The organism is Methyloversatilis sp. MC4-4, assembly GCF_049843555.1.
Taxonomy (GTDB): domain Bacteria; phylum Pseudomonadota; class Gammaproteobacteria; order Burkholderiales; family Rhodocyclaceae; genus Methyloversatilis; species Methyloversatilis discipulorum_B.
The window spans coordinates 763014-789185 of record NZ_JBBHZK010000002.1 but is presented as its reverse complement, the minus strand read 5'-3'; the positions used below and the strand labels follow the sequence as shown (position 1 = coordinate 789185).

Genomic DNA, 26172 nt, shown 5'->3' with positions numbered 1-26172 from the left:
GGAGGTGAGGGGTCAGCGCCGCGCGTGGCGACGGGCCAGCGACAGCAGACCAAGGCCGGCCAGCAGCAGCGCGTACTGTTCCGGTTCAGGTACCGGCGCGATTTCAAGTGCGATGAACTGCGTGCTCTGTGTCGCGCTGAAGTTGTTGTCGGCGACCAGCACCAGCGTGCGGTTGCCGTTGGCCAGCGTCTTGCCCCAGCTCACGCCTTCGATGTTGTCCAGCGTGATGCCTTCGTAGGTGATCGGCATTTCCAGCAGCAGCGTGCGGCGCATCGGCGTGTAGTCGGCGCCGGCCAGGCTGGCGAAGTTGCTCACGTCGGTGGTGTCGGCGGTGATTTCCGCCAGCGTCAGCCGGATGGTGTTGCCGACGCCAAAGGCGAAGGCGCGCTCGATCGCGATGAACTGCGTGTCGGAAATCGCCAGCAGTTCGGGCAGGCCGTTGTCCGGGCCGAAGGGCGCGCCCGGCACCGCGTCGGCCGGAATCGGCGGCAGTTCGTAGGCATATTGCGCACCGGCCGCGCCGCTCACCGGGTCGAGCGCGGTCAGGCGCACCACGCTGCCGTTGCTGATGGACGTGATCGGGCCGTCCTGCACCAGCGCGTCTTCGTTGGCGGTGTAGATCGTGCCGTCCGGCGTCACCGTGAGCGCTTCGAACAGCTTGTTGTTGCGCCCGCCGGTGGTGGCGTTGTCGACGTAGTTGTACATGGCCGGCGTGGCGAATTCGCGCACGAACACGCCTGACGTCGTCATTTCACGGACGAAGGGCTGGTAGCGGCTGGCGGCGTTCGCGTTCCAGTTGCCTTCCGACGACCAGTACAGATTGCCGTTCGGTGCGACGCGGATGCCTTCCGGGTCCACCGTGCGGGCGTTCGACGGGAAGGTCGTGCCGTCCGGGCGCTGCATGTAGGTCTGGCTGTTGATGGTGACGCCGTTGAAGCCGGCGGCGTCGTAGTCCAGCGACAGGTTGTAGAAGCGCGGCGTGCCGCGCTCGCCGCCACGGTCGTCGGCGATCGCCCAGTAGCTGCCGTCGGCGGCGCGATCGATGCCGGAGATGCCACCGAACTCGACACCCTGGAACTGCGTGCCGGTGGGCAGCGAGGTCGCACCGATCACGCGCAGCGAGAAGTCGGCCGCCTGTGCGGCGCCGAACGAGAGGGCCACGGCGGTGGCCAGAAGCAGTTTCTTCATGATGGATTCCTGCAGGCGTGACAAACCGGCCCCGACGCGGCGGGGCCGGTGCGAAGGATCAGCGGCGGCGCTTTGCGGCCAGGCCGATCAGGCCCAGGCCGGCCAGCATCAGCGCGTAGGTTTCCGGCTCCGGCACCGGGTTGGCCAGGCTGATCTTCAGGAACTCGGTGTGGTCGGAACCGAAGTCGCGGCCGCCGGTGCCCGGGTAGTTGTTGTCGTTGATCACCAGCAGCGTGTTGGCGTCGAGGATGAGCACGTCCTCGATGGTCACGTAGGGGAAGGTGAAGGTGGTGAGGCCGTCGCCGTTCAGATCGTCCGGGTCGGCGATGTTCATCAGGTCGACCAGTTCGGTCTTGGTGACGAAGCCGCCGTCGGCGACACCGGTGGTGTCGGCGATGAAGATCTTCTTGAACGGCGTGCCGCTGGTGGCGGTGCCGCCGTTGCGCTCGATCACCAGGAAGCGGTGGTCGTCGATGGCCGTCATGTCGCCGATCGCGGTGCCTTCGGCTTCGAGCTGGTACAGGTAGTCAAGGCCGGTATAGCTTTCGCTGTCGATGCTGAATTCGTTGATGCGCAGGCTCTTCGCCGGATCGCCGGCCACGGTCTTTTCGAGCAGCGTGTAGAGCTTGTCGCCGCTGGCGTTGATGGCCATGCCCTCGAAGCCGCCCGAGCCGCCGAGGTTGCTCGTGACCGAACCGTTCAGCACCGCCTCGTGCTGCGGCGCGAACACGCCGGGCAGCGCGATTTCGCGGCGCTGGACCACGCCGGTAGCGTCGGTTTTCACCAGGTAGGGACCGAATTCATCGCCGAACCACAGATTGCCGTTCTTGTCCTGGCGCACCGATTCGACGTCGAGGTCGGCGCCGGTGAGCAGGCGGCCGGACTTGATCGACGGATCGACCAGCGGGTTGGCGGCGTTGTTGTAGTAGTGCGTGTAGTCGGCCTGGACCTTGATGCTCAGCAGGTTCTTCGGGTCGCTCAGCGTGATCCGGCTCGCGGCGTTGAAGGCGGGCAGCGAGGCGCCGGTATTCCAGTTGGCGGCGGACACGGTGCCGCTGCCGCCCAGCGCGGTGCGGAAATCGACATTCACCGCGTAGCTGCGCAGCAGCGTGTCGGCCGAATTGCCCTGCGCGCCGAAGCCGTTGTCGGTGATGACGCGGAAGCTGCCGTTGGCGCCGGCCAGCACGCCCGAGAAGCCCTGCACCGGCTGCATGTCGACCAGCGGCAGCGGATTGCCGCCGGCACCTGCGCCGGCAAACTGACCCGAGGTCGGGCCGTCGGCGAAGGTGTTGGCCGGCATCACGGCCCAGCCGGACAGCGTGTTCTGCGCGGCGTTGGCCGAGGTGGCGGCAAAGGCGGCCGCCACGGCCAGCACCAGGGTGAGTTGCGTGCGTGCGTTCATGTCGTGTCTCCCACAGGTTTCATGCCGGCGGAGTGCCGGGAACGCGCCGACCATAGGGAGAGGTCTTTTCAATGCCATGAAGGGCAGGTGAGCCGTTCGGCCCATGCCGCCTGCAAATCCGCGCCCGGCCGGGGCGTGCGTGTCGAGGTGGGGGTGCCTGCGCGGCCTTGCCGCGGCCGCCCGCGCACGCGGCAGATGACGACCGTGTGACGGAATGCGTTTCTTCCTGTTACGCCGCGGACCCCGTGCACGGCCCGGCAACGGCTGCGGCCTGCATGTAAACTCCGCGCTTTACCTCCCGCGAACCGAGCCTGCCATGCCCGTGAACTACCAGACGCCCCCCGCCGAAACCATCCTGCCGGTCGCCGGCGTCCGTCTGGGCATCGCCCAGGCCGGCATCCGCAAGGCCAACCGGCGCGACCTGTGCCTGATTTCGCTGCTGCCGGGCGCGCGCGTGGCCGGTGTGTTCACGGTGAACCGCTTCTGTGCTGCACCGGTGCAGGTGTGCCGCGACCACCTGTCGCGCAGCGACATCCGCGCGCTGGTCATCAACACCGGCATCGCCAATGCCGGCACCGGCGAACCGGGTCTGGTCGCCGCCCACGCCACCTGCGTGGCGGTCGCCCGCGCGCTCGAACTGGCGCCGGAACAGGTGCTGCCCTTCTCGACCGGCGTGATCATGGAGCCGCTGCCGGTGGACCGCATCGAGCGCGGCATCCCGGCCTGCATGGACGATCTCGACGAGGCCAACTGGTACGAGGCGGCGCACGCCATCATGACCACCGACACCATCGCCAAGGCCGGATCGCGCACGCTCACGCTCGACGGCCGCAAGATCACCGTCACCGGCATCAGCAAGGGCGCCGGCATGATCAAGCCGAACATGGCCACCATGCTCGGCTTCATCGCCACCGACGCGGCGGTGTCGCAGGCCGCGCTGGAAGACATGGTGAAGCACGCCGCCGACCGCTCGTTCAACTGCGTCACCGTCGATGGCGACACCTCGACCAACGACTCCTTCATGCTCATCGCCTCCGGCACCGCCGGCAACGCCGAAATCACTTCGCTCGACAGCGCCGACGGCCGCGCCCTGGCCGACGCAGTCACTTCGCTGGCGGCCGAACTGGCACAGGCCATCGTGCGCGACGGCGAGGGCGCGACCAAGTTCATCACCATCGAGATCGAAGGCGGCACTGACGTGCCCGAGTGCAAGGCGGTCGGCTACGCGATCGCCCACTCGCCGCTGGTCAAGACCGCCTTCTTCGCGTCCGACCCCAACCTCGGCCGCATCCTGGCCGCGGTCGGCAATGCCGCGCAGACGCACCCGTCGCTGGCCGATCTCGACACGTCGAAAGTGAGCCTGTGGATCGGTGACTTCCTGGTGTCGAAGGACGGCGGCCGCAACCCGGACTACAAGGAAGAGCAGGGCGCGGCCGCGATGGCGCCGGCCGAGATCACGATCCGCGTCGCGCTGGGCCGTGGCGACGCCCGCGCCACCTGCTGGACCTGCGACTTCAGCTACGACTACGTGAAGATCAACGCGGACTACCGCAGCTGAGCGCATCGACGCGCTGAGCCCCCACCCGGCGCTGCGCGCCGTCCTTCTCTCGCATCCGCGGGAGAAGGACCGGGGGTGAGGGTCGAAGTCATTTCCGGAGCGCAGCCCGGAAATCGGCCGCGTACGCAGAACACGCGCCCGTCAGTCCGCATCCCCCCAACGCTTAGACCGCAGCGCTGCAGCCACCGCCTGCGCACGTGCTTCGAGCAGTGCATCGGCTGCCTGGCTTCGCTGAACACCGTGGGCCGCGGTAATCGCCGCTTCATCGACGTTGCGGCAGGCGGACAGCGCGGTGCGCAGCATCGCTGCCTTGGGGTAGGGGCGCGAGGCGCGTCCCGGGTAGGCGCGGAAGTCGCAGGTGCACAGCGTCATCAGGCGGTCGAAGCGCTCGGGATGCCCGAAGGCATCCACCCGTTCCAGCATCACCGTGATCGAACCGGCGCGCATTTCCGCTGCGCGATGCACGCGCTCGCATTCGGCGTTGGCCAGCAAGGCCAGATCAAGGCAGTCGTCCGGCACGCCGAAACGCGCGCTGATTGCCTCGATGCGCGGCACCCCGCGCTCGATGTGCCGGTAATGCACCGGCAGGTGTTCGCGCGGCGAATCCGACTTGCCGACGTTGAACAACAGCGACGCGTAACGCACCGCGAACGGCGCGTCGCGGCGCGCTGCCTCATCGACGGTGCGCAGCAGGTGTTCGCCGATATCGACCTGATCCGGGTCGTCCGCTATCTGCGGCACGCCGAACAGCGCGTCGACCTCGGGCAGCAGCACGGCCAGTGCATCGCACTCGCGCAGCGCACGCAGCATGCGCGACGGCGCCCGCGCCGACAGGCCGCGCGCCAGTTCGCGCCAGGCGACCTCGGGCGCGAGATCGGTCAGTACGCCGGCAGCCACCTGTTCGTACATCAGGTCCAGCGTGTCTTCGTCGAGCCCGTCATCCTGGCTCGCAGCCAGGGCCGCCATGCGCAGCACGGTGAGGGCGGGGCTGGCGAGCAGGTCGGTGAAGGACTTGCCGAACGGTCCGGGGGTGAGGTTCGCACTCATGAATGTCGTCTTCGTGGGGTATCCGGTGCGCATTCTGGCGCCGTCGCGGCGCAGTGCATCGTCGATGACCCGACCGTCCGCCGTCCGCCGGGACCGATGGCCCGTTCGGACCACGTTGCGGCGCCGATGCCGTCACGCAGTCGACACCCGTCGCGCCGATGATGAGAATCTCGTCACCGCGCCCGGAGTCCCGAATGTCCTCGTCCTGTACCTCGCCCAGCCGTCGCCGCCTGCTCCAGGGCTCCGGCGCGCTGGCCGCCACCCGCTTCACCGGCCTGATGGGCGCGTTGTATGCGCAGAACGCGCTGGCCGCCACCGGCAAGCAGACCGTGTCGGCCCTGTCGCCCTACGGCGCGCTGGCGCCGGTCAAGGACGCGACCACCGGCCTGCCGCTGCTGCAACTGCCGCCGGGCTTCAGCTACCGCAGCTTCGGCTGGACCGGTGACAGCATGAGCGACGGCAATCCGACGCCCGGCAATCACGACGGCATGGCCGTGGTCACTTCGCGTCGCGCCGGCCGCAGCACCGAACTCGTGCTGGTGCGCAACCACGAGCGCGGTCTGGTCGCCACGCCGGCCGAGGCCATCCAGGCGCCGCGCAGCTACGCCACCCAGCCGGTGAACGGCATCATCACCGTCTTCTACGGCAGCCTGCCCATCCGCATCGGCGCCGGCGGCATCGTGACCGACCCGTCGGCGGCCGCACCGGCGCCCTTCGTCGGCTACCCGGCCGGCGGCACCACCAACCTGCTGTTCCGCGACGCGGGCTGGGCCGGCGCCACCGGCTCGATCGGCGGCACGCTGGGCAACTGCGCTGGCGGTCCGACGCCCTGGGGCACCTGGCTCACCTGCGAAGAAACCATCTACGACTTCTCCGGCATCGGCGGCAAGAAGCATGGCTATGTGTTCGAAGTCGACGCCGACGCCGGCGACTCGATCGCCGACCCCATCATCGGCATGGGCCGTTTCGTGCACGAAGCGGTGGCGGTCGACCCGACCACCGGCTACGTCTACGAAACCGAAGACAACCGCAACGTATCGGCCTTCTTCCGCTACGTGCCGGCCGACACCTCGGGCGAACTGGGCAGCCTGCACAACGGCGGCAAGCTGCAGGCGGCGCGCATCAAGACCATCGTGCGCAAGGCCGCGCCGGCCACGCTGGCCCAGGCCAACGACCAGGGCCTGCTGAACCCGGACATCGGCGACGAGTACGAACTGGAGTGGGTGGACATCGCCAACCCCGACGCCGACCCGGTGGTCGTCGCCGGCCAGCCCGGCGGCATCAGCCTCGCCTTCATGGCCGGCCCGACTTATCAGGCCATCAGCCAGGGCGGCGCCCGCATGAGTCGCGGCGAAGGCATCTGGTATTCGGCCGGCAAGATGTTCATCGTCGATACCGCCGCCGGCACCGACAGCCGCTCGCGCGTCGGCCAGGGCGAAGGTGCGGTGTGGGAACTGACGCTGGCCACCATGCGCCTGCGCGCCATCTTCGTCAGCGGCAACCAGACCGCCGGCAACAACCCGGACAACGTCACCGTCAGCCCGCGCGGCGGCGTGCTGCTGTGCGAAGACGGCGGCGGCACCAGCGACGCCTATGGCAGCGGCAACCGCCTGCTCGGCCTGAACCCGGCCGGCGAGGCCTACATCTTCTGCAAGAACAACGTGACGCTGTCCGCCGACCAGATTGCGAGCGCAGGCAAGATCGCCGCCGCCGGTGACTATCGCGGCTACGAATTCTGCGGTGCCTGCTTCGACCCGACCGGCCGCGTGCTGTTCGTGAACATGCAGACGCCGGGCATCACCGTGGCCATCACCGGCCCGTGGGCCAAGGGCAATCTTTAAGCACCGATCCGGGAGCCATCAAATGAACATCCGCCACACCCTCGCCGCCGCGCTGTGCGCCTTCGCACTCGCCCCGGCCGCCCACGCCTACACGCTCGACGTCGTCGTCGCCAACGGCAATAACGTGGACACGAGCTTCAGCACGCCGGACATGCTGTCCATCGACTTCGGCCTGATCAACACGCTGCCGGTCACACTCACGCTGACGCGCGACGAGAGCGACCTGCCGATGCTCGACTTCAATGCCATCGTCCGCAACTACATCGGTTTCGGCTTCGAAAGCCTGACGCTGACGATTTCCGGCGGCCTGTTCAACACCCTGGGCAGCGCCGGCGGCACCTTCGGCTCGGTCGCCACCGTCACCGGCAGCTTCGACACCGCGCGCATCAGCTTCAGCGGCCCGGAATACGTCGAAGCCGCGCTCGGCGACTGGTTCCTCGACGGCAGCCAGACCGACTTCGTGCTCGACATCGCCAACGCCACCGGCCCGGTCACGCTGACCCTCACCGCCGCGGTGCCCGAACCCGAAAGCTGGGCCATGATGCTGGCCGGCTTGGGGCTGCTCGGCGCGGCGGCGCGTCGGCGTCGCTGATCCTGCAGTCGCCGCTCGCGCACGATTGGTGTAGCGTGCTGCGCTCTTGCCGCGACAGCGGCCTCAGCGCGGACGGGATGGTCAGTGAGCGAAGCAGTTCTGCAGTGGAATGAAGGCGATGTTCAACACAGCGTCCGCTGGCAATCCGAAGCGGGCGTAGCCCCCCCGAAGAAGGTGGTCGTCGCCGACGATACGCTGACTGCCGACATGGCCTTCCGGCTGGCGAGCGAGGGCACGGCGCTGCTGTGGCACGGTGACTTCCAGAACGCGCGGCAGTTGCTGCAGGCGATGGCGCGGCGGGTGGATCGCAAGCCGCGCAAGCCGGCGGCCACGCTGCGCGATGCGTTCAACCAGCACCGGCTGGCGCAGTCGCAGCGGGCGCGCACGCTGGGCATGCTGCTGATTCCGTTCGAGGCGGGTCACGTCATTCCGCTGCGCCGCGCGCCGGACGTGGTCGAGGCCTGCACGCAGGCGCACGGAGAGGCGACAGAGCCCTATGTCTGTTCGCTGCGCGAGCTGCTGGGCGTGATCAGCGCCTACGAGTGGCGGCGCAATGGCGTCGACATTCCGGCGCTGGGCGCGCACATCCATCCGCATTACGGCGTGTTCTCGCCGGTGCGCGGCGAGTATGTCGATCTGGTCGCGAAGGCGCCGCTGCCGGCGGCGCTGAAGAGCGATTCGACCGCTTTCGACATCGGCACCGGTACCGGTGTGCTGTCCGCGGTGCTGGCGAAGCGCGGCGTTGAGCGCGTGGTGGCGACCGATCAGGACGCACGCGCGCTGGCCTGTGCGCGCGACAACGTCGCGCGGCTGGGCATCGGTGCGCAGGTCGAGGTGATCGAAGCCGATCTGTTCCCGGCCGGTCGCGCGCCGCTGGTCGTGTGCAATCCGCCCTGGCTGCCGGCGCGGCCCAGTTCGCCGCTGGAGTACGCCGTCTATGACCCGGACAGCCGCATGCTGCGCGGTTTCCTCGCCGGGCTGGCGGCGCATCTGGCGCCGGGCGGCGAGGGCTGGCTCATCCTGTCGGATTTCGCCGAACACCTCGGTCTGCGCGCGCCGGACGAACTGGCCGGCCTGATCGCCGCGGCCGGTCTGAAGGTGGTCGGCAGGCTCGAAGCGCGGCCGCGTCACCCCAAAGCTTCCGACGCCACCGACCCGCTGCACGCGGCGCGCGCGAAGGAAGTGACGACGCTGTGGCGACTGGTGGCGGCCGCCGCATGAGCTACTACGTGATCGGCCACATCCGCGTACTGGATGCCTCCCGCTGGACGGATTACCGCGCGCGCGTCGGCGCCACGCTGCTGCCCTTTGGCGGCGAAGTGGTGATGCGGGGTGGGGTGGACGTGGTGCTGGCCGGTGACTGGCCGGGCACCGATACCGTGGTGCTGCGCTTCGCCGATGCGGCCCGCGCGCGCGCCTGGCATGACTCGCCGGCCTATCAGGCGCTGGTGCCGCTGCGCGAGGCCGGGGCCGACGTGGTGCTGGTCGGTTACGAGGGCGAATAGCCCGCCGGAGCCTTTTGTGCCCGGCGCTTCAGCCGGTGGCCCACAACACGAGGCCGATCAGCACGACATTGACCGCGATCGCGGCGAACAGCCCGCCGAGCAGGAAATGCTGCGGGCCCAGCCCCTCGGTGGTGCGGTTGATCATCCGCGCGCGGCCGATGCCGGTGAAGGTGAGCAGGATGATTTTCAGTGCGCGCAGACTGCCGCGCAGCAACGGTACGGGGGCGTGATCCATCGCCGGATTGTGCCCGATCGGCAGTCTGCTGCGCTCGTGGCATCATGCGGCGATGACATCCGGAAGCGATCCGATGGACGACAGCCTGTCCCGTACCGAGGCCCAGCAGCGCGCCGATGACATCCACGCCTTCCGTCGCGAACAGGCGCGGCTGGCAGCGGACGGGCTGGCGGCGGCCGATGCGGCGGCGATCCGCGCCCATCACGACGCACTGCTCGCGCGCTTTGCTGCACGGCCCGATGTCGACACCACGCAGCGCGCGCGCCAGCTGACGCTGGGCCTGCGCATCGCGTCCTTCCTCGGCGCGCTGGCGCTGGCGGCCAGCGTGTTCTTCCTGTTCCGCCAGTACTGGCCGCTGTTTCCCGAAACGGTGCAGGTGATCGTGCTGGCCGGTGCCTCGCTCGGCACGCTGGCGCTGACCGCATGGCTGCACCGGCGCGACGCCTCGGGCTACTTCACCAAGCTGGCCGCGCTGGTGGCCTTCGCCTGCTTCGTGCTGAACCTGAGCCTGCTCGGTTCCAGCTTCAACATCACCCCGTCGGACAAGGCCCTGCTGCCGTGGGCGGCTTTCGCGCTGCTGCTCGCCTATACCTGCGAACTGCGCCTGCTGCTGGTTGCCGGGCTGGTCTGCATCACCGGCTTCATCGCCGCCCGCGTTGGCAGCTGGTCGGGCATGTACTGGCTCAGCGTCGGTGAGCGGCCGGAACATTTCTTCCCGGCGGCGCTGCTCATGTTCTGCGTGCCCTTCTTCGTCGATCACCGGCGGCATCCGGGCTTCGACGCGACCTGGCGGCTGGTCGCGCTGCTCGCGCTCTTCCTGCCCATGCTGGTGCTGTCGAACTGGGGTCGCGCGAGTTATCTGCCCTTCGATGCCGATGTGGTCGAAGGCGTCTACCAGCTGGGCGGCTTCGTTGCCGGCGGCCTGCTGACTTGGCTCGGTGCGCGCCGCGGCTGGCCGGAAGTGATGAATACCGCGGTCGTGTTCTTCGTCATCTTTCTGTACACCAAGCTGTTCGACTGGTGGTGGGCGGTGATGCCGAAGTTCCTGTTCTTCCTCGTGCTCGGGCTGGTGGCGCTGCTGGTCATCCTGGTGCTGAAGCGGCTGCGCGCGGTGACGCAGACGGAGGGCGGGCAATGAAGCAGGCGCAGAAATGGCTGCTGACCGGCGGCGTCGCACTCGTCGTTGCGGTGAATGCCTTCGTGCTGGCGGGTGTCGCGTGGAACCGCTCGGGCGTGCCCGGCAGTGCGCTCACCCTCACGCAGCGCGAGCTCAGTCTGCCGTACGCCTTCGGGCTGGACGGCGAGCGCGGCGGCGTCGAAGTGGCGCTGCTCTGGCGCGCGCCGATGCGCGACGACAATGCGGATGCCGCCTACGACATGCACTACGGCCGCGGCCCCGACTGGCTGGGTGCAGACAAGCTGCGCGAACTGGGCTTCGACCTGAAGGACGAGCGCGACGCCTATCGCCAGAAGCGCGAGGTGTATGTCGTGCTCGAACTGGCGGGTGCTGACTGGCAGGCTGCGCTTGCCCAGGCGCAGCGCCGGCTGGACCGTGCGCTGGCCCGCGGCGACGCCGAAAAGCAGGATATCGATGCGCAGAAGTCGGCACAGGAGGCGCTGAAGTACGAGCAGCAGAAGGCGTCGCGCCTGTTCGCCGTCGACGCCGGGCTGGACGCCGCGGCGCTGCGCCAACGCTATCCGGATACGCGTCGCCACCTCATCGTCGTGGCGACGGTGACGCCGTCGGTGATGGTGATCGACAAGAAAACCACTTTCAGTGGCCACATCGGCGAACTGGCGGTCGCCCGCATCAGCGTGCCGCACGCGTTGCGCGGCGCGATGGACGGCATCGACCGCAGCGCGCTCGACAGCGGGCGCGCCGCCTTCGAAATGGACGTTGCGTGGGGCCGGCGCTTCGAGCCGTGGGTGACCGCGGTGCGGCCGCAGCGCACGGCGGCGGCTGAATGAAGCAGCCGATCACCGGCTATCTGATCGACGAGGAGGGCGACTGGGTTGCCCGGCTGGCCTGTGGGCACCGCCAGCACGTACGCCACCATCCGCCCTTCATCAACCGCCCCTGGGTGGTGACGGAAGAGGGGCGCGCGGCCCACCTCGGCGCGCTGCTCGACTGCCCGCGCTGCGACGCCTTCGAGTGGCCGGATCACATCGTCGAACAGGCAGGGCGCGCGCAGCGGTGATATCGTCCGCAACCTCTTTTCCGGGGTAAGCAGCATGCGCAGCGAAGGTCGCATCCGGTCGTGGAAGGACGACAAGGGTTTCGGGTTCATCACGCCGGACGGCGGTGGCGAGGACGTGTTCGTGCACATCAGTGCGTTCGACGCCGAAGGACATCGGCCAAGCGAGGGCGAACGCGTCGTGTTCGATCTTGGCCGCGACCGCAAGGGCCGGCGCTGCGCGCAACGCGTGACGCTGGCCGGTGTGCCGCTGAAGACACGGCGGGTCGAGGTGCGCGACGAGGCGTCGCCGGCGCAGTGGGGCGGCGCGACGCTGTTCCTGATTCCGGCCTTCCTGCTGCTGATGGTGCTGGTCAGCGTGCTTTGGCGGGCGCCGTACGGCTGGTTCCTGCTCTACCTGACGGTCAGTCTGGTGACCTTCGCGCTGTACGCGATCGACAAGCAGCAGGCGGCAATCGGCGCGATGCGCGTGCCCGAACCGCGCCTGCACCTGCTGGCCCTGGTCGGCGGCTGGCCGGGCGCGCTGCTGGCGCAGCAGTTCCTGCGTCACAAGACGGTGAAGGCCTCGTTCCGGCGCGGCTTCTGGATCACCGTGGTTGGGAATGTCGCGCTCTTCCTGCTGCTGACCAGCCCGTTCGGGCGTCCGCTGGTGGCACGGGTGCTCGGCTGAAGGGCTGACCTGCATCCAACAGAGCTCGACCCGGCGCCGCGCCTTGCCCACCGCTGCTGTCGGGGTCAGATGACCCCTCCCACAGGACCCCGGCGCCAGCCACAGATCGGGCGCACTCCCTGTGGGAGCGGCCCGTGTGGGAGCGGCCTTGGCCGCGACGCGGCTGTTGCGGGCCGCCGGCTTCGAGATCAAGACCCCCAATCGCGAGCAAGCTCGCTCCCACAGTCTTCGCTCCGGGGCGGAGCGAGCGACCCGGTGGGAGGCAGCGATTGCTGCCGACGTACCTTGAACCGGCGCCGCGCCCAGCCCGCCGCCGCTGTCGGGGTCAGAAGACCCCTCCCACAGAACCCCGGCGCCAGCAACAGATCGGGCGCATTCCCTGTGGGGGCGGCACCTGTGGGAGATGGCCTTGGCCGCGACGCGGCCGCGGTGTGCCGCTTGGCTGTGTTCCACGCCCGCAGCGCACTCCTGCCGTCGAAACCCGACCCTGATCCCGCTCAAGGGCCGAACGCGCTCGGCTGGTCATGATGAAGGCCTGTGCATTGCAGGAGCTCGGCCATGAGCCGCATCGTCGTCATCCAGGGTCACCCGGAATCCCGCCCCGGGCTGTTGCGCGCGCTGGCTGACAGTTATGTCGCCGCGGCGCGTGAAGCGGGGCATGCGGTCAGCGTGATCGACGTCAGCCAGCTCTCCTTTCCGCTGCTGCGCTCGAAAGCCGAGTGGTCGGCGCCGGCGGAAGGCGACATTGCGCAGGCCCAGGTGCTGATCGCCGACGCCGAGCATCTGGCGGTGTTCTTCCCGATCTGGCTGGGTACGCTGCCGGCGGTGCTCAAGGCTTTCTTCGAACAGCTGTTTCGCCCCGGATTCGCGATCGGTGAAGGGCGCGGACGCAATCCCTTCACCCGGCTGCTCACCGGACGGTCGGCGCGGCTGGTCGTCACCATGGGCATGCCGGCCTGGCTGTTCCGCACCGTCTATCTGGCGCACGGCGTCATGAGCTTCAAGCGCAACATGCTGCACTTCGTCGGCATCCAGCCAGTGCGCAGCACGCTGATCGGCAGTGTCGATGCGATGAACGACGCCGGTCGCGCGCGCTGGCATGCGCGGATGCGCCGCCTGGGGCGGGATGCGGCGTGAGCCGGTTCAGGTGCGCAGCAGCCTCACCTGCCTGAACCAGCCGCCGAAGGCCGCCGGTTCGTCACTGACGATGCCGAAGGGCAGGCCGTCGAGCGCGTCTTCGAGCACGACGTCGAGCCGGGTGGCGATGCGACCCGCCAGCGGCGACAGCAGTCGGCGCAGCGGGGCAGGGCGGCCGCGGCGCAGGAATTTGTCCAGCACCAGCGCCGCGCCGCCGGGGCGCAGCACGCGCGCCGCTTCACGCAGGCAGGCGGCGCCGTCCGGCACCACGGCGACGATCAGATGCAGCACCACGCAGTCGAACTGTGCGTCGGCGAAGGGCAGGCGCATCGCGTCGCCGCGCACCGCCGCGTAGTTCAGGCCGGAGGCCCGCGGCAGGCTGCGCGCGAGCATGGCGGCGTTGAAGTCGATCGCGGTGTAACGGTGATCAGCGGGCAGGTGGGGCAGGTCCAGCCCGGTGCCGACACCGACCAGCAGCACGTCGGACGAGGTGCGCGGCAGGTGGGCCAGGCTGGCGCGGCGCGCACCGAGCGACGCGGCAGCGACCACCGTGTCGTAGAGGGGAGCGAGGCGGGTGTAGGACGAGGCGAGCGACATCGCCCCGTGGCTCAGTGCAGCACGCGCGGCATGGCCAGCGTGAATTCGGGAATGTCGGCTTCGAACTGCGTGCCGTCCTCGGCCACCATCTGGTAGCTGCCGCGCATCGTGCCGACCGGGGTGTTCAGCGCGCAGCCGCTGGTGTACTCGAATTTCTCGCCGGCCTTGAGCAGCGGCTGCTGGCCGATCACACCGAGCCCGCGCACCTGCTGTTCGGCGTTGTGGGCGTCGCGGATGATCCAGTGCCGGCTGATCAGCTGCGCCGGCACGGTGCCGGTGTTGGTGATGCTGACCGTGTAGGCGAACACGAAGCGGCTGTCCTCGGGGTCGGACTGCTCTTCGACATAGCGTGCCTGCACGCTCACCGTCACTTCGTATTTTTTCGCTTCGGCCATGGCCCTTATTTAACCGAAGTCTGATGACGCGGCAAGCGCTGCGGCAGGAAGGCGCGGGTCCGACCCGATACAATCGCGACTTCGACCTTCGGAGCCGTACCGTGAGCACCACCAATCTGGATTACCTGATCGCCCCCAGCATCCTGTCCGCCGACTTCGCCGCCCTCGGCCAGGAAGTGCGCAACGTCATCGCCTCGGGCGCCGACTGGATCCATTTCGACGTGATGGACAACCATTACGTGCCCAACCTGACCATCGGTCCGCTGGTGTGCCAGGCGCTGCGCCCGCACACCGAGGCGGTGATCGACGTGCACCTGATGGTGAAGCCGGTGGACCGCATCATTCCCGATTTCGCCAAGGCCGGCGCCAATGTGATCACCTTCCATCCGGAAGCGTCGGAGCACATCGACCGCACGCTGTCGCTGATCCGCGAGCACGGCTGCCAGGCCGGTCTGGTGTTCAACCCGGCGACGCCGCTGCACTACCTCGACCACGTGATGGACCGCCTCGACGTCGTGCTGCTGATGTCGGTGAACCCGGGCTTCGGCGGCCAGAGCTTCATTCCGTCCTCGCTGGACAAGCTGCGCGCGGTGCGCGCCCGGCTCGACGAGTATGTGTCGCGTACCGGCCGCCACATCCGGCTGGAGATCGACGGTGGCGTCAAGATCGACAACATCGCCGAGATCGCGCGCGCGGGCGCCGACACCTTCGTCGCCGGCTCGGCCGTGTTCGGTGCCGGCAAGGACAGCGACCCGCACCGCTACGACAGCGTGATCGCCGCGCTGCGCAAGCAGCTGGAAGCGGTCTGAGCATGACGCAGCGCTTCACGGTCGCCGCCATCACCTTCGACCTCGACGGCACGCTGCTCGACACCGTGCCCGATCTCGCCGCCGCTGCACAGGACATGGCGGCCGAACTGAGCGTCCCGCCACGCCGCGAGGACGAGGTACGGGTGTTCGTCGGCCGTGGCATTCCGAACCTGGTCGAACGCTGCCTCGGCGAGCGCGCGCAGGATGCGGCTCTTCTCACGCGGGCGATCGAGGTGTTCAAGCGCTGCTACCGCGTGCGCAACGGCGAGCGTGCCGTGCCTTACGACGGCGCGCACGCAACGCTGGCGGCGCTGCAGGCGGCCGGCTTCCGGCTCGCCTGCGTCACCAACAAGGCGGTCGACTTCACGCTGCCGCTGCTCGAACAGATGGACATGCGCCATTTCTTCGGCAGCGTGGTCGGCGGCGACACGCTGCCGCAGAAGAAGCCGGACCCGGCGCCGCTCTTGCACGCCGTGCGCGAACTGGGCGTGGCGCCGTCGGCCGCGCTGCACGTCGGCGACTCGTACAACGACATCGACTGCGCGCGCCGCGCCGGCATTCCGGTGCTGGGCGTGCCCTGGGGCTACAGCGAGGGGCGCGTGCTGGACGCAAAAGATTGCGATGGGCTACTATCTTCGCTCCCCGATCTGCTCGACCGGGTCACGCTTTTGACCGCCTGAGCCGACGAAACCACTGCGCACCGAAGCCGAATGGACAGCCTGACTTTCAAGGAGACACCCGCCCGCAGCTGCGCGCCCGCGCCCCTGCACGGGTACCTGTGGCGAGCCGCCTGAGTCCGCTCCTGGTCAGGCGCGCGCGGTGACACCGCGGCGTCGTTCAAAACCCCGCTCTCCGGTCTGTCCATGAATCAAGATCAATTCGAGGCGCTTGCACGCGCCGGCTACAACCGCATTCCTGTCTCGCGCCAGGCACTGGCCGATCTCGACACCCCGCTGTCCGCCTATCTCAAGCTGGCTGACGTACCGTATTCCTACCTGCTGGAATCGGTGCAGGGCGGCGAGCGCTGGGGCCGCTATTCGATACTCGGCCTGCCGGCGCAGACGCGCATCGTCGTGCGTCGCGACCACATCGAGGTGCTGCGCGACGACGCGGTGATCGAACGGACCGAAAGCAGCGACCCGCTGGCCTTCGTCCAGGCTTTCCTCGGTCGCTACCGCGTGCCCGACCTGCCGGGCCTGCCGCGCTTTTACGGCGGTCTGGTCGGCTATTTCGGCTACGACGTGGTGCGTTACGTCGAGCACCGGCTCGCCGCTGGCTGGGACAAGGCCGACCCGCTGGGCGTGCCGGACATCCATCTGCTGCTGTCGGACGAGCTGGCGGTGTTCGACAACCTGTCCGGCCGGCTCACCTTCATCGTCTATGCCGACCCGGCGCAGCCGGACGCGCTGGTCAATGCGCATCTGCGCCTCGATGCGCTGACCGCGCGCCTGCGTTCGCCGCTGCGCGAACCGGACACGCCGCGCGGCGAATCGGTCGAAGCGGTGTCGGGCTTCGGTCATGACGCCTACTGCGCCGCGGTCGAGAAGGCGAAGCAGTACATCTTCGACGGCGACATCATGCAGGTGGTGCCGTCGCAGCGCATGAGCAAGCCGCTGGCGACCACGCCGATGGCGGTGTACCGCGCGCTGCGTGCGCTGAATCCGTCGCCCTACATGTACTTCTTCAACCTCGGCGACACGCACATCGTCGGCGCCAGCCCGGAAATCCTCGCCCGCCTCGAGGGCGACAAGGTGACCGTGCGGCCGATCGCCGGCACCCGCAAGCGCGGCGCCAACGCCGACGAGGACCGCGCGCTGGCCGAGGATCTGCTGTCGGACGAGAAGGAACGCGCCGAACACATCATGCTGGTCGACCTCGGCCGCAACGATCTGGGCCGCGTCGCCGCCACCGGCACGGTGGAGGTGACCGACCGCATGGTGGTCGAGAAGTACTCGCACGTGATGCACATCGTCAGCAATGTCGAAGGCGTGCTGAAGCCGGGCCTGACCGCGATGGACGTGCTGCGCGCGACCTTCCCGGCCGGCACCGTCAGCGGCGCGCCCAAGGTGCGGGCGATGGAAATCATCGACGAGCTGGAGCCGGTCAAGCGCGGCATCTATTCCGGCGCCGTCGGCTACCTCGGCTTCAACGGCGGCATGGACGTCGCGATCGCGCTGCGCACCGCAGTGATCAAGGACGGCGTGCTGCACGCCCAGGCCGGCGGTGGCGTGGTGATGGATTCGACGCCTGAAGGCGAATGGCAGGAAACGCTGAACAAGGCGCGCGCCGTGCTGCGCGCGGCGGAGCTGGCCGAAGCGGGGCTGACGCCCGGCTGAGTCCGGACCAGAACCGCCGCCCGCGGTTTTGTGGGAGCGAGCTTGCTCGCGATGCGGCATCGATCGAAGCCGGCGGCCGGCAACAGCCGCATCGCGAGCAAGCTCGCTCCCACAGGGAGTGCGCCCGATCCTTGGCCGGTGCCGGGCTTTTGTGGGAGGGGTCTTCCGACCCCGACACGGCCTGCATCGAAGCCTGCGGACAGCAGAGGCCGTGTCGCGGCCAAGGCCGCTCCCACAGGAAGTGCGCCCGATCCTTGGCCGGCGCCAGGCTTTTGTGGGAGGGGTCTTCCGACCCCGACACGGTCTGCATCGGAGCCTGCGGACGGCAGAGGCTGCTCCCACAGGAGGCGAGCCGAGGCCCGGTCTGCCCCTACAATTCAGGCCTCGAACACATCGGGTAGTGCGACATGCAGAACTTCATTGCCGTCGGTGCCGGCGCCGCGCTGGGTGCATGGATGCGCTGGGGCCTGTCGCTGGCGTTGAACCCGCTGTTCGCCGGCTTTCCGCTCGGTACGCTGGCGGCCAACCTGATCGGCGGCCTGCTGATGGGTGTGGCGCTCGCGGTGCTGCAGGCCATGCCCGAGTTGCCGGCCCATCTGCGCCTGCTGGTGACCACGGGATTCCTCGGCGGCCTGACCACCTTCTCCAGCTTTTCCGGCGAGGTGTTCGCGCTGTTCGAGCGCGGCCACACCGGCTGGGCGCTGGTTGCGGTGGCGGCTCACGTGCTCGGTTCACTGGCGATGACCGCGCTGGGCTGGTGGGGCTGGCAGCTGCTGCGCGCCTGAGCGGTTCGCGCCGGCGCCGTCTTTCGCGGACAATGGCGCCCTTTCTGCGCGACGCAGACAGCAGCCTGATCCGATGAAAGTGCAGCACCCCGATCTGAATTCCCTGCTCGAACAGTGCATGAGCCGCGACGCGGCGTCGATTTCGCGCGCCGTGCGTGAGCTGCCGCCGGCGATGCGTGCGCCCGACAAGTGGCCGGCGAAGCTTGCTGAGCGCGTCGCGGCGTCGCAGGCCCGGGTGGCCGCGCGGCGCGCGTCGGCGCCCAAGGTCGAGTATCCGGAAGAGCTGCCGGTGTCGGCGCGCCGCGACGAGATCGCGGCGGCGCTGGCGGCACATCAGGTGGTCATCGTCTGCGGCGAGACCGGTTCCGGCAAGACGACGCAGCTGCCCAAGCTGTGCCTGGAACTGGGCCGCGGCGCACGCGGGCTGATCGGCCACACGCAGCCGCGACGCATCGCCGCGCGCGCCACCGCCGACCGGGTGGCGAAGGAACTGAACGTGCCGCTCGGCCGCGAGGTCGGTTTCGCCATCCGCTTCACCGACCGCACGTCGGAAGACAGCCGCATCAAGCTGATGACCGACGGCATCCTGCTCGCCGAAACGCAGCGCGACCGCTGGCTGGCCGCCTACGACACGCTCATCATCGACGAGGCGCACGAGCGCAGCCTGAACATCGATTTCCTGCTTGGCTACCTGCGTCAGCTGCTGCCGCGCCGCCCTGACCTGAAGGTGATCGTCACCTCGGCCACGCTGGACGCCGAACGCTTCGCCAATCACTTCGCGCAGAACGGCAAGCCGGCGCCGGTGATCGAGGTGAGCGGTCGGCTCTACCCGATCGAGATGCGCTGGCGGCCATTCGATGCCAACAAGGAGCGCGATCTCTACGACGCGGTAGCCGACGCGGTCGACGAAGCCTTCTCGTGCGGGCCGGGCGACGTGCTGGTGTTCATGCCCGGCGAGCGGGAAATCCGCGAGTGCGCCGAAACGCTGCGCAAGCACCACACACGGCTGCCCGGCGTGAAGCCGGACATCCTGACGCTGTTCGCGCGCCAGTCGGCGCAGGAACAGTCGCGCGTGTTCCAGGGCTCGAACGGCCGGCGTGTCATCCTGTCCACCAACGTCGCCGAAACGTCGCTGACGGTGCCCGGCATCCGCTACGTGGTCGATACCGGTCTGGCGCGCGTCAAGCGCTACAGCTACCGCAACAAGGTCGAACAGCTGCAGGTCGAGCCGATCGCGCAGTCGGCGGCGAAACAGCGCGCCGGCCGCTGCGGCCGGGTGTCCAGCGGTGTCTGCTTCCGGCTCTACGGCGAAGACGACTTCAATCAGCGCACCGCGCACACCGACCCGGAAATCCTGCGTTCGTCGCTGGCCGGCGTCATCCTGCGCATGAAGTCGCTCGGCCTGACCGACGTCGAGGAATTCCCCTTCATCGACCGCCCGGCACCGCGCGCGATCGCCGACGGCTACCAGCTGCTGCAGGAACTGGGCGCGGTGGACGAGGAACGCACGCTCACCCCGCTGGGCCGCGAACTGGCCAAGCTGCCGCTGGACCCGCGTGTTGCCCGCATGATCCTGGCCGCGCGCAATCATGGCGCACTGAAGGAAGTGCTCATCATCACCGCCGGCCTGTCGGTGCAGGACCCGCGCGACCGGCCGGAGGAGCGGGCCGGTACGGCCGATCAGGCGCACGCGAAGTTCGCCGACGAGCGCAGCGAATTCCTGTGGTACCTGAAGGCCTGGGCGGCGTTCGACGAGGTGTGGCATCACCAGTCGCAGGCCAAGCAGCGCGAGTGGTGCCGGGCGAACTTCCTGAACTGGCTGCGCATGCGCGAGTGGCGCGACGTGCACACCCAGCTGCACACGCTGTGCGCCGAGCACGAGTGGCCCGAGAACGGACAGCCGGCTGCCTTCGACGCGCTGCACCGTGCGCTGCTGACCGGCCTGCTCGGCAACCTCGGCCTGCGCATCGAGGACGCGCGTGCCGGCGAGCCGCCCTATCTGGGCGCGCGCGGCATCAAGTTCTGGCCGCACCCTGGTTCGGCGCTGGCGAAGAAGGGCGGCAAGTGGATCATGTGCGCCGAACTGGTCGAGACGACGCGGCTGTTCGCGCGCTGCATCGCGCGCATCGAGCCGGAGTGGGTGGAGGAGGTCGGCGCCCACCTGATCCGCCGCTCGACCTACGAGCCGCACTGGTCGAAAAGCCGCGGCGAAACGGTGGCCTGGGAGCGCGGCGTCATCCACGGCATCACGCTGTACGCCAAGCGTGCCGTGCAGTACGGCAAGACCGACCCGAAGCTCGCGCGCGAACTGCTGATCCGCGAGGCGCTGGTCAATGGCGACGTCAGCGACGTCGCGCTGAAGCAGATGAAATTCCTGCAGCACAACCTCGACCTGATCGCGCAGATCGAGCGGCTGGAGGAGAAGCAGCGGCGACAGGACCTGCTGGTCGACGAATCGCTGATCGAGGCCTTCTACGATTCCATCGTGCCGGCCGACGTGATCGACCTGCGCGGCTTCGAGCGCTGGCGCCGCGACGCCGAGCGCGACAACCCGAAGCTGCTGCACCTGACACGCGAACAGCTGATGCGGCACGAGGCGGCCGGCGTCAGCAGCGAGCGCTTCCCGGCGAAGATGGATCTGCTCGGCCAGCGCCTGAAGCTCGAATACCGGCACGAGCCGAATGCGGCCGACGACGGCGTCACGCTGACCGTGCCGCTGACGCTGCTGAACCAGATTCCTGCTGCGCGGCTGGACTGGCTGGTGCCCGGGCTGATCGAGGAGAAGGTGGTGCAGCTGGCGAAGACGATTCCGCCCAAGCTGCGCCACCGCATCCAGCCGATCAGCGGCTTCGTGGCCGACTTCCTGGCCCAGCAGCACGACCAGTCGGAGCCGCTGGTGAAGGTGCTGGCGCGCGCGATCGAGGTGTATGTGAGCCTCAAGCTGGCGCCGGACGCGATTCGCGCCGAGAACCTGCCGGCGCACCTGATCATGAACATCCGCGTGATCGACGAGCACGGTCGCGTGCTCGGCCAGTCGCGCAATCTGGCCGAGCTGCGCACGCGGCTGAAGGACGAGGTGGCGCGCCGCTTCGAGCAGGCGCGCATTGCGCTGCCGACTGCGTCGTCATCCGCGGCGCCGGTCGCGCCGCCTCCCAAAGACGTTGCGCCTGCGCAGCTTCCCGCCGCCGACAGCAAGGCAGCCAGCGCGCGCGGCAGCATGGCCGACGCACTGGCCGCGCTCGGCGCGCGCGACGCTGTCGCGAAAGCGCCGGTGCCGCCGCCGACAGCGAAGAAGGGCCGCGCCGAGCCCGCGCCCCAGGCGGCCGTTCCCGCGCAGTCGGCGGGCGAGGGCCGCTACACCAGCTGGGCCTTCGGCGAACTGCCTGAACTGATGGAAGTCGAGGTCGCCGGCCGCATGGTGATCGGCTTTCCGGCGCTGCAGGACGATGGCGACGCGGTCAGCGTGCGTGTGTTCGACACGCCGGAGGCGGCGCACGAGGTGCATTGCCGCGGCCTGCGCCGGCTGTTCGCGCTGGAGCTGCGCGACCAGGTCAAGTTCATCGAGAAAAGCCTGCCCGGCCTGCGCGACATGGCGATGCAGTTCATGAATCTCGGCAGCGAGACCGAACTGCGCGCGCAACTGGTCGCTGCCACGCTGGAACGCTGCTGCATGATGGAACCGTGGCCGCAGGATGCCGCCACCTTCGCCACCCGGCGCGACGAAGCGCGCCCGCGCATATCACTGGTGGCACAGGAAATCGGCCGGCTGGCGGGCGCCGTGCTGACCGAATATACGGCGCTGAACAAGAAGCTGATCGCGCTGAAGGCCCATCCGGATGCCGGCGCCGACATGCGCGCCCAGCTCGACGCGCTGGTCGGCAAGCACTTCATCGAGCGCACGCCCTTCGAGCGGCTGACCCACTATCCGCGCTACCTGAAGGCGATCGCGCTGCGCATCGACAAGCTGCGCGCCGACCCGGCGCGCGACGCGCGAGCCATGGCCGACTGGCAGTCACTGGCGACCTTGTGGGAGCGCGAGCGCATCGCCCGCGCGCGCGCAGGCGTGAGCGACCCCTTCCTCGATGAATTCCGCTGGCTGCTGGAAGAGCTGCGGGTGAACCTGTTCGCGCAGGAACTGCGCACCCCGGTGCCGGTCTCGGTCAAGCGGCTGCAGAAGATATGGGAGTCGCGCTCGCACGGGTGAGGCGGCGACGCTTCAGTATGTGGGCGGCTTCGATGCAGGCTGTTATCGCGAGCAAGCTTGCTCCCACGGAACCCCGGTTCCGGCGGCGGGTTCGGTCTTTTGTGGGAGCGGCCTCGGCCGCGACGCGGCAGACCCTCATCCGCCGACCTCGATAACTGGAGATCACCGAATGCCCGTCGATGACCGCCTGCGCACCTTGATCTCGGCTTTCGAGAGGCTGACACCTGCCACCGTCGACACGCTCGCCGCGCTCTACGCCGACGACGCGCACTTCCGCGATCCGTTCAACGACGTGCGTGGTCGCGCCGCCGTGGCGCGCATCTTCGGCCACATGTTCGAACAGGTCGAGGCGCCGCGCTTCGAAGTTCATTCGGCGATGAGCGACGGCGACGCGGCGTGGCTGGAATGGACCATGCATTTCGTCATGCGCGGCCGCGCTCAGACCATTGTGGGCGCGACCCGGCTGCGCTTCGACGCGCAGGGCCTGATTGTCGAGCACCGCGACTACTGGGACGCGGCGCAGGAACTGTACGAGAAGCTGCCGCTGATCGGCAGCGTGCTGCGCGCGATCCGGCGACGTCTCGCCGCCGGATAGGGCAGCGGGACCTTACTGCTTCGGGCTGTTGTTGCCGCCCGCGGCATCGAGGCGTCGCGCCTCTTCCGGGCTGACGATTTCGAAGATCGCCACCACCTTGCGCACGCCCGAGGTCGAGGCGGCGACTTCCTTCGCGGCCTTGGCTTCGGTCTCGGTCAGCAGGCCCATCAGATAGACCTTGCTCATTTCGGTCACCACCTTCACGTGGTTGGCCTTGACCCGTTGCGAATCGAGGATGCGCGCCTTCACCTTGGAGGTGATCAGCGCGTCGTTCGAGCGCTGGGTCAGCGAGGACACGCCGGCGATCTCGGTTTCGTTGCTGACACCGCGCACGTTCGGCACCTCGCCGACGATGGCGGCCGCTTCGGCGCGGGTCGCTTCGTCCGCGACCTGGCCGGTCAGCAGCACGTTGCGGTTGTAGCTGGTGACGCTCACGTTGGCGCGGCTGCCGAGCTTTTCGCGCAGGCGATTGCTGGCGCGCAGTTCGATGCCTTCGTCCTCGACCTGGGTACCGCTGGTGCGGCGGTCGAGCGCCGACATGACGGCCGTGCCGGCACCGGCGGCGACCACCGGGAAGCAGCCCTGCAATACAGGCACCGAAACGCCGATCAGGGCGGCCAGCAGCAGCGGGCGGGTGAAGGAAACGGTCTTGCGGGTTGTTGTCATCATTCGGTTCCTAGAAGCATGCAGTCGATGCCGTCGCACAGGCAGTGCAGCGTCAGCAGGTGAACTTCCTGTATGCGTGCCGTGCGTTCGGCCGGTACACAGATGTGGATGTCGCGGTCGGTCAGCAGTTCCGCGATGCGGCCCCCGCCGCGGCCGGTCAGTGCGACCACGCGCATTTCGCGCTCATGGGCCGCATGTATTGCCTCGATCACGTTGGCCGAATTTCCCGAGGTCGAAATCGCCAGCAGCACGTCGTTCGGCTGCCCGAGGGCACGCACCTGCTTGGCAAACACCTGGTCGAAGCTGTAGTCGTTGGCGATGGCGGTCAGGATGGAGCTATCGACGGTCAGCGCGATGGCGGCCAGTTCGGGGCGCTCGCGTTCGTAGCGGCCGACCAGTTCGGCGGCGAAGTGCTGGGCGTCGGCCGCCGATCCGCCGTTGCCGCAGGCGAGTATCTTGCCGGTGGCCATCAGGCTTTCCACCATCAGTTCGACCGCGTCGGCAATCGGCGCGGCGAGAACTTCGGTGGACGAGAGCTTGGTTTGCGCGCTGTCGATGAAGTGCTCGGAAATGCGTGAAACCAGATTCATGAGAGCTCGCAGCGTTGGATGTGGCCAGAGTGTACCAAGATCGGCCCGGCAGGCCGTCTTTGTGAAGCCTTCTTGCAGTCCGATACCTGCGCTTGCAATTCAGTCGGGGCGCGAAGGCCCTCATCGACCCAGTTCGACCCAGACGTCGACGCGCAGCCGCTTCCACGGATCGGGGTCGGGCGTTAGCGCGCCGATGCGCGCGCTGAGCCGGGCGCCGGCGTCCATTTCGTCGGCGGCCTCGAAATTGGCGGCGCGCGGCAGGTAGCCGATCATGATGCCGCGCCACAGCACGCGCACGGCGCGGGTGTCGTGCCGGTTGCCCGGCTCCCGCTCGAGCGTCAGCGCGTCGCCCACCGTGAGCTGCGGCCATACCTCGGCCAGACGGTGGTACTGCGCGCCGGCCAGCGGCGAGCGCTGTGCCAGCAGGCGCAGGCCGTCGGCCTGTGCGCCGACGCAGACGAGTGCAAGCAGGGCGCTACAGACCGAACGCATCGCGTATCCAGTCGATGCTGCCGGCGTCGAGCGCGGACAGCGCGACCACGTCGAAGCGGGCAGGGCGGGCCTGTGCGCGGCGCCCCTGTTCGGCCAGCCAGTGCTGTGCGGCGCGGATCAGCCGCGCCTGCTTGACCGGGCCGACGCTGGCCGCGGCGCCGCCGAAGCGGCCGTCGCGCCGCATGCGCACTTCGACGAACACCAGCGTGTCGCCGTGCTCGCACACCAGGTCGAGTTCGCCATCGCGCCAGCGCAGATTGCGGCCGAGCACGCGCAGGCCTTTCGATTCGAGAAAGCGGGCCGCGAGTTGTTCCGCGGCGGCGCCGTGCTGCGCCCGTGTGCTCATGGATGCTTGTGGCGACCGGCAGCGACGCTCAGAATGGCGGGCCGCCTGCACTCCACCGCCCGATGGACACGCCCGATCTTCCTGTTTCCACTCACGACGACACCTCATCCGAATTAATGACATCGGCATTGTATGTCGTCGGCACACCCATCGGTCATCTGGGCGAACTGTCGGCGCGCGCCATCGGCGCCTTGCGTGCGGCCGACCTGATCGCCTGCGAGGACACGCGCGAGACGGCGCGTCTGGCGCGTCACCTCGGCCTGCGCGCGCAGTTGATTGCGGTGCATGAGCACAACGAACGCAGCGGCGCCGAGCGACTGATCGCGGCGCTCGGCGACGGCAAGCGCGTGGCCCTGGTGTCGGACGCCGGCACGCCGGCGGTGTCCGATCCGGGCGCGCGTGTCGTCCGCGCGGTGCAGGAGGCCGGTTTCCGCGTGGTGCCGATCAGCGGGCCGAGTGCGGCCGTGGTGGCGCTCTCGGCCAGCGGACTGCTCGATGCGCAGTTCCGCTTCGTCGGCTTCCTGCCGGTCAAATCGGCGGCGCGCCGCAGGATGCTGGAATCGCTGCGTGACCAGGACTGCGCGCTGGTGTTCTACGAGGCGCCGCATCGCATCGTCGAATGCGTGGCCGACATCGCGGCGGTGATGCAGCCGGCGCGTGAACTGGTGATCGCGCGCGAACTGACCAAGCTGTTCGAACAGATCGTGCGCCTGCCGGTGTCCGAAGCGCCGGCCTGGCTGGCGGCCGACGCCAACCATCAGCGCGGTGAATTCGTGCTGCTGCTGTCCGGCGCGCAGCCGGAAGAGGGGCTGGATGCCGCCGCGCGTCACACGCTCGACCTGCTGCTCGACGAACTGCCGCCCAGCCGCGCCGTGAAGGTGGCGCAGGCCATCACCGGGGCGCCGCGCAAGCTGCTGTACGACTATGCGATGGCACACGGCGTCGATGCGCCGCAGGACGACGAAGCCGACTGATCCACCGGCGGAC

At 68.8% G+C, this 26172-nt stretch carries 27 protein-coding genes; 17 read left to right on the top strand and 10 right to left on the bottom strand.

Features of this window, described 5'->3' with window-relative positions; translation table 11 throughout:
- Positions 1–12: 12 nt before the first annotated feature.
- Complete coding sequence (locus tag WDZ97_RS10515) at positions 13–1188, bottom strand: esterase-like activity of phytase family protein (protein ID WP_425762711.1); 1176 nt, start codon at positions 1186–1188, stop codon at positions 13–15.
- A 58-nt stretch (positions 1189–1246) separates the two neighbouring features.
- Positions 1247–2590, bottom strand: a complete 1344-nt coding sequence (locus WDZ97_RS10510) for an esterase-like activity of phytase family protein (RefSeq protein ID WP_425762710.1) — start codon at positions 2588–2590, stop codon at positions 1247–1249.
- A gap of 316 nt (positions 2591–2906) precedes the next feature.
- On the opposite strand from WDZ97_RS10510, the gene argJ reads away from it, so the two are divergent.
- Entirely contained in the window at positions 2907–4148 is a 1242-nt protein-coding gene (gene argJ, locus WDZ97_RS10505; protein ID WP_425762709.1) for a bifunctional glutamate N-acetyltransferase/amino-acid acetyltransferase ArgJ, read from the top strand.
- 141 nt (positions 4149–4289) lie between these two features.
- Here the strand turns inward: argJ and WDZ97_RS10500 are convergent, their stop codons facing one another.
- Entirely contained in the window at positions 4290–5195 is a 906-nt protein-coding gene (locus tag WDZ97_RS10500; protein ID WP_425762708.1) for a tRNA nucleotidyltransferase, read from the bottom strand.
- Between the two features lie 194 nt (positions 5196–5389).
- Between WDZ97_RS10500 and WDZ97_RS10495 the strand changes: the two genes are divergently transcribed.
- The 4 genes from WDZ97_RS10495 (at position 5390) to WDZ97_RS10480 (ending at position 9133) form a co-directional block, all read left to right on the top strand.
- Positions 5390–7036, top strand: coding sequence for a PhoX family protein (locus WDZ97_RS10495; RefSeq protein WP_425762707.1), 1647 nt, complete (start codon positions 5390–5392; stop codon positions 7034–7036).
- 22 nt (positions 7037–7058) lie between these two features.
- Positions 7059–7628 (top strand): PEPxxWA-CTERM sorting domain-containing protein, encoded by a 570-nt coding sequence (locus WDZ97_RS10490; protein WP_425762706.1) that lies wholly within the window; start codon positions 7059–7061, stop codon positions 7626–7628.
- 84 nt (positions 7629–7712) lie between these two features.
- Positions 7713–8849 carry a methyltransferase gene (locus tag WDZ97_RS10485; protein WP_425762705.1) on the top strand — a complete coding sequence of 379 codons (1137 nt, stop codon included), beginning with the start codon at positions 7713–7715 and terminating at the stop codon, positions 8847–8849.
- The gene (locus WDZ97_RS10480) at positions 8846–9133 is read left to right on the top strand and encodes a DUF1330 domain-containing protein (protein WP_425762704.1); all 288 of its coding nucleotides are present in this window, start codon (positions 8846–8848) and stop codon (positions 9131–9133) included. The genes WDZ97_RS10485 and WDZ97_RS10480 overlap by 4 nt, the downstream gene beginning before the upstream one ends.
- Positions 9134–9161: 28 nt before the next feature.
- Here WDZ97_RS10480 and WDZ97_RS10475 read toward each other — a convergent pair whose 3' ends face one another.
- Positions 9162–9368 (bottom strand): DUF2970 domain-containing protein, encoded by a 207-nt coding sequence (locus WDZ97_RS10475; RefSeq protein ID WP_232415971.1) that lies wholly within the window; start codon positions 9366–9368, stop codon positions 9162–9164.
- A 73-nt stretch (positions 9369–9441) separates the two neighbouring features.
- Here WDZ97_RS10475 and WDZ97_RS10470 point away from each other — a divergent pair, with 73 nt between their 5' ends.
- From WDZ97_RS10470 to WDZ97_RS10450, 5 genes are all read left to right on the top strand, one after another.
- Complete coding sequence (locus WDZ97_RS10470; RefSeq protein WP_425762703.1) at positions 9442–10506, top strand: DUF2157 domain-containing protein; 1065 nt, start codon at positions 9442–9444, stop codon at positions 10504–10506.
- The gene (locus WDZ97_RS10465; protein ID WP_425762702.1) at positions 10503–11336 is read left to right on the top strand and encodes a DUF4824 family protein; all 834 of its coding nucleotides are present in this window, start codon (positions 10503–10505) and stop codon (positions 11334–11336) included. Before WDZ97_RS10470 ends, WDZ97_RS10465 begins: the two co-directional genes overlap by 4 nt.
- Positions 11333–11566, top strand: a complete 234-nt coding sequence (locus WDZ97_RS10460) for a DUF3565 domain-containing protein (RefSeq protein ID WP_304014427.1) — start codon at positions 11333–11335, stop codon at positions 11564–11566. The genes WDZ97_RS10465 and WDZ97_RS10460 overlap by 4 nt, the downstream gene beginning before the upstream one ends.
- A 34-nt stretch (positions 11567–11600) precedes the next feature.
- Positions 11601–12233, top strand: coding sequence for a DUF1294 domain-containing protein (locus WDZ97_RS10455; protein WP_425762701.1), 633 nt, complete (start codon positions 11601–11603; stop codon positions 12231–12233).
- Between the two features lie 558 nt (positions 12234–12791).
- Positions 12792–13370, top strand: a complete 579-nt coding sequence (locus WDZ97_RS10450) for an NAD(P)H-dependent oxidoreductase (RefSeq protein WP_425762700.1) — start codon at positions 12792–12794, stop codon at positions 13368–13370.
- 6 nt (positions 13371–13376) lie between these two features.
- Here the strand turns inward: WDZ97_RS10450 and WDZ97_RS10445 are convergent, their stop codons facing one another.
- Both WDZ97_RS10445 and apaG read right to left on the bottom strand, forming a co-directional pair.
- Positions 13377–13967: a class I SAM-dependent methyltransferase gene (locus WDZ97_RS10445; protein WP_425762699.1), complete on the bottom strand. Its 591-nt coding sequence runs from the start codon at positions 13965–13967 to the stop codon at positions 13377–13379.
- An 11-nt stretch (positions 13968–13978) separates the two neighbouring features.
- Positions 13979–14362 (bottom strand): Co2+/Mg2+ efflux protein ApaG, encoded by a 384-nt coding sequence (gene apaG, locus WDZ97_RS10440; protein ID WP_020163699.1) that lies wholly within the window; start codon positions 14360–14362, stop codon positions 13979–13981.
- A gap of 101 nt (positions 14363–14463) precedes the next feature.
- On the opposite strand from apaG, the gene rpe reads away from it, so the two are divergent.
- From rpe to WDZ97_RS10410, 6 genes are all read left to right on the top strand, one after another.
- Positions 14464–15171: a ribulose-phosphate 3-epimerase gene (rpe, locus tag WDZ97_RS10435; protein WP_425762698.1), complete on the top strand. Its 708-nt coding sequence runs from the start codon at positions 14464–14466 to the stop codon at positions 15169–15171.
- Positions 15172–15173: 2 nt separating this feature from the next.
- Positions 15174–15851 (top strand): phosphoglycolate phosphatase, encoded by a 678-nt coding sequence (locus tag WDZ97_RS10430; RefSeq protein WP_425762697.1) that lies wholly within the window; start codon positions 15174–15176, stop codon positions 15849–15851.
- Between the two features lie 183 nt (positions 15852–16034).
- The gene (trpE, locus tag WDZ97_RS10425; protein ID WP_425762696.1) at positions 16035–17507 is read left to right on the top strand and encodes an anthranilate synthase component I; all 1473 of its coding nucleotides are present in this window, start codon (positions 16035–16037) and stop codon (positions 17505–17507) included.
- 407 nt (positions 17508–17914) lie between these two features.
- Complete coding sequence (gene crcB / locus WDZ97_RS10420; protein ID WP_425762695.1) at positions 17915–18292, top strand: fluoride efflux transporter CrcB; 378 nt, start codon at positions 17915–17917, stop codon at positions 18290–18292.
- 73 nt (positions 18293–18365) lie between these two features.
- Positions 18366–22496 carry an ATP-dependent RNA helicase HrpA gene (gene hrpA, locus WDZ97_RS10415; RefSeq protein WP_425762694.1) on the top strand — a complete coding sequence of 1377 codons (4131 nt, stop codon included), beginning with the start codon at positions 18366–18368 and terminating at the stop codon, positions 22494–22496.
- Between the two features lie 169 nt (positions 22497–22665).
- Positions 22666–23091, top strand: coding sequence for a nuclear transport factor 2 family protein (locus WDZ97_RS10410; RefSeq protein ID WP_425762693.1), 426 nt, complete (start codon positions 22666–22668; stop codon positions 23089–23091).
- A gap of 12 nt (positions 23092–23103) precedes the next feature.
- Here WDZ97_RS10410 and WDZ97_RS10405 read toward each other — a convergent pair whose 3' ends face one another.
- From WDZ97_RS10405 to WDZ97_RS10390, 4 genes are all read right to left on the bottom strand, one after another.
- Positions 23104–23760: a BON domain-containing protein gene (locus tag WDZ97_RS10405; RefSeq protein WP_304004215.1), complete on the bottom strand. Its 657-nt coding sequence runs from the start codon at positions 23758–23760 to the stop codon at positions 23104–23106.
- Positions 23757–24347 carry a phosphoheptose isomerase gene (locus tag WDZ97_RS10400; RefSeq protein ID WP_304004216.1) on the bottom strand — a complete coding sequence of 197 codons (591 nt, stop codon included), beginning with the start codon at positions 24345–24347 and terminating at the stop codon, positions 23757–23759. Before WDZ97_RS10400 ends, WDZ97_RS10405 begins: the two co-directional genes overlap by 4 nt.
- A gap of 120 nt (positions 24348–24467) precedes the next feature.
- Complete coding sequence (locus WDZ97_RS10395) at positions 24468–24839, bottom strand: HIRAN domain-containing protein (RefSeq protein WP_425762692.1); 372 nt, start codon at positions 24837–24839, stop codon at positions 24468–24470.
- Positions 24823–25185 carry a YraN family protein gene (locus WDZ97_RS10390; protein WP_341929142.1) on the bottom strand — a complete coding sequence of 121 codons (363 nt, stop codon included), beginning with the start codon at positions 25183–25185 and terminating at the stop codon, positions 24823–24825. Before WDZ97_RS10390 ends, WDZ97_RS10395 begins: the two co-directional genes overlap by 17 nt.
- Before the next feature lie 128 nt (positions 25186–25313).
- Between WDZ97_RS10390 and rsmI the strand changes: the two genes are divergently transcribed.
- Positions 25314–26159, top strand: a complete 846-nt coding sequence (gene rsmI, locus WDZ97_RS10385; protein WP_425763012.1) for a 16S rRNA (cytidine(1402)-2'-O)-methyltransferase — start codon at positions 25314–25316, stop codon at positions 26157–26159.
- The last annotated feature ends 13 nt before the right edge of the window (positions 26160–26172 follow it).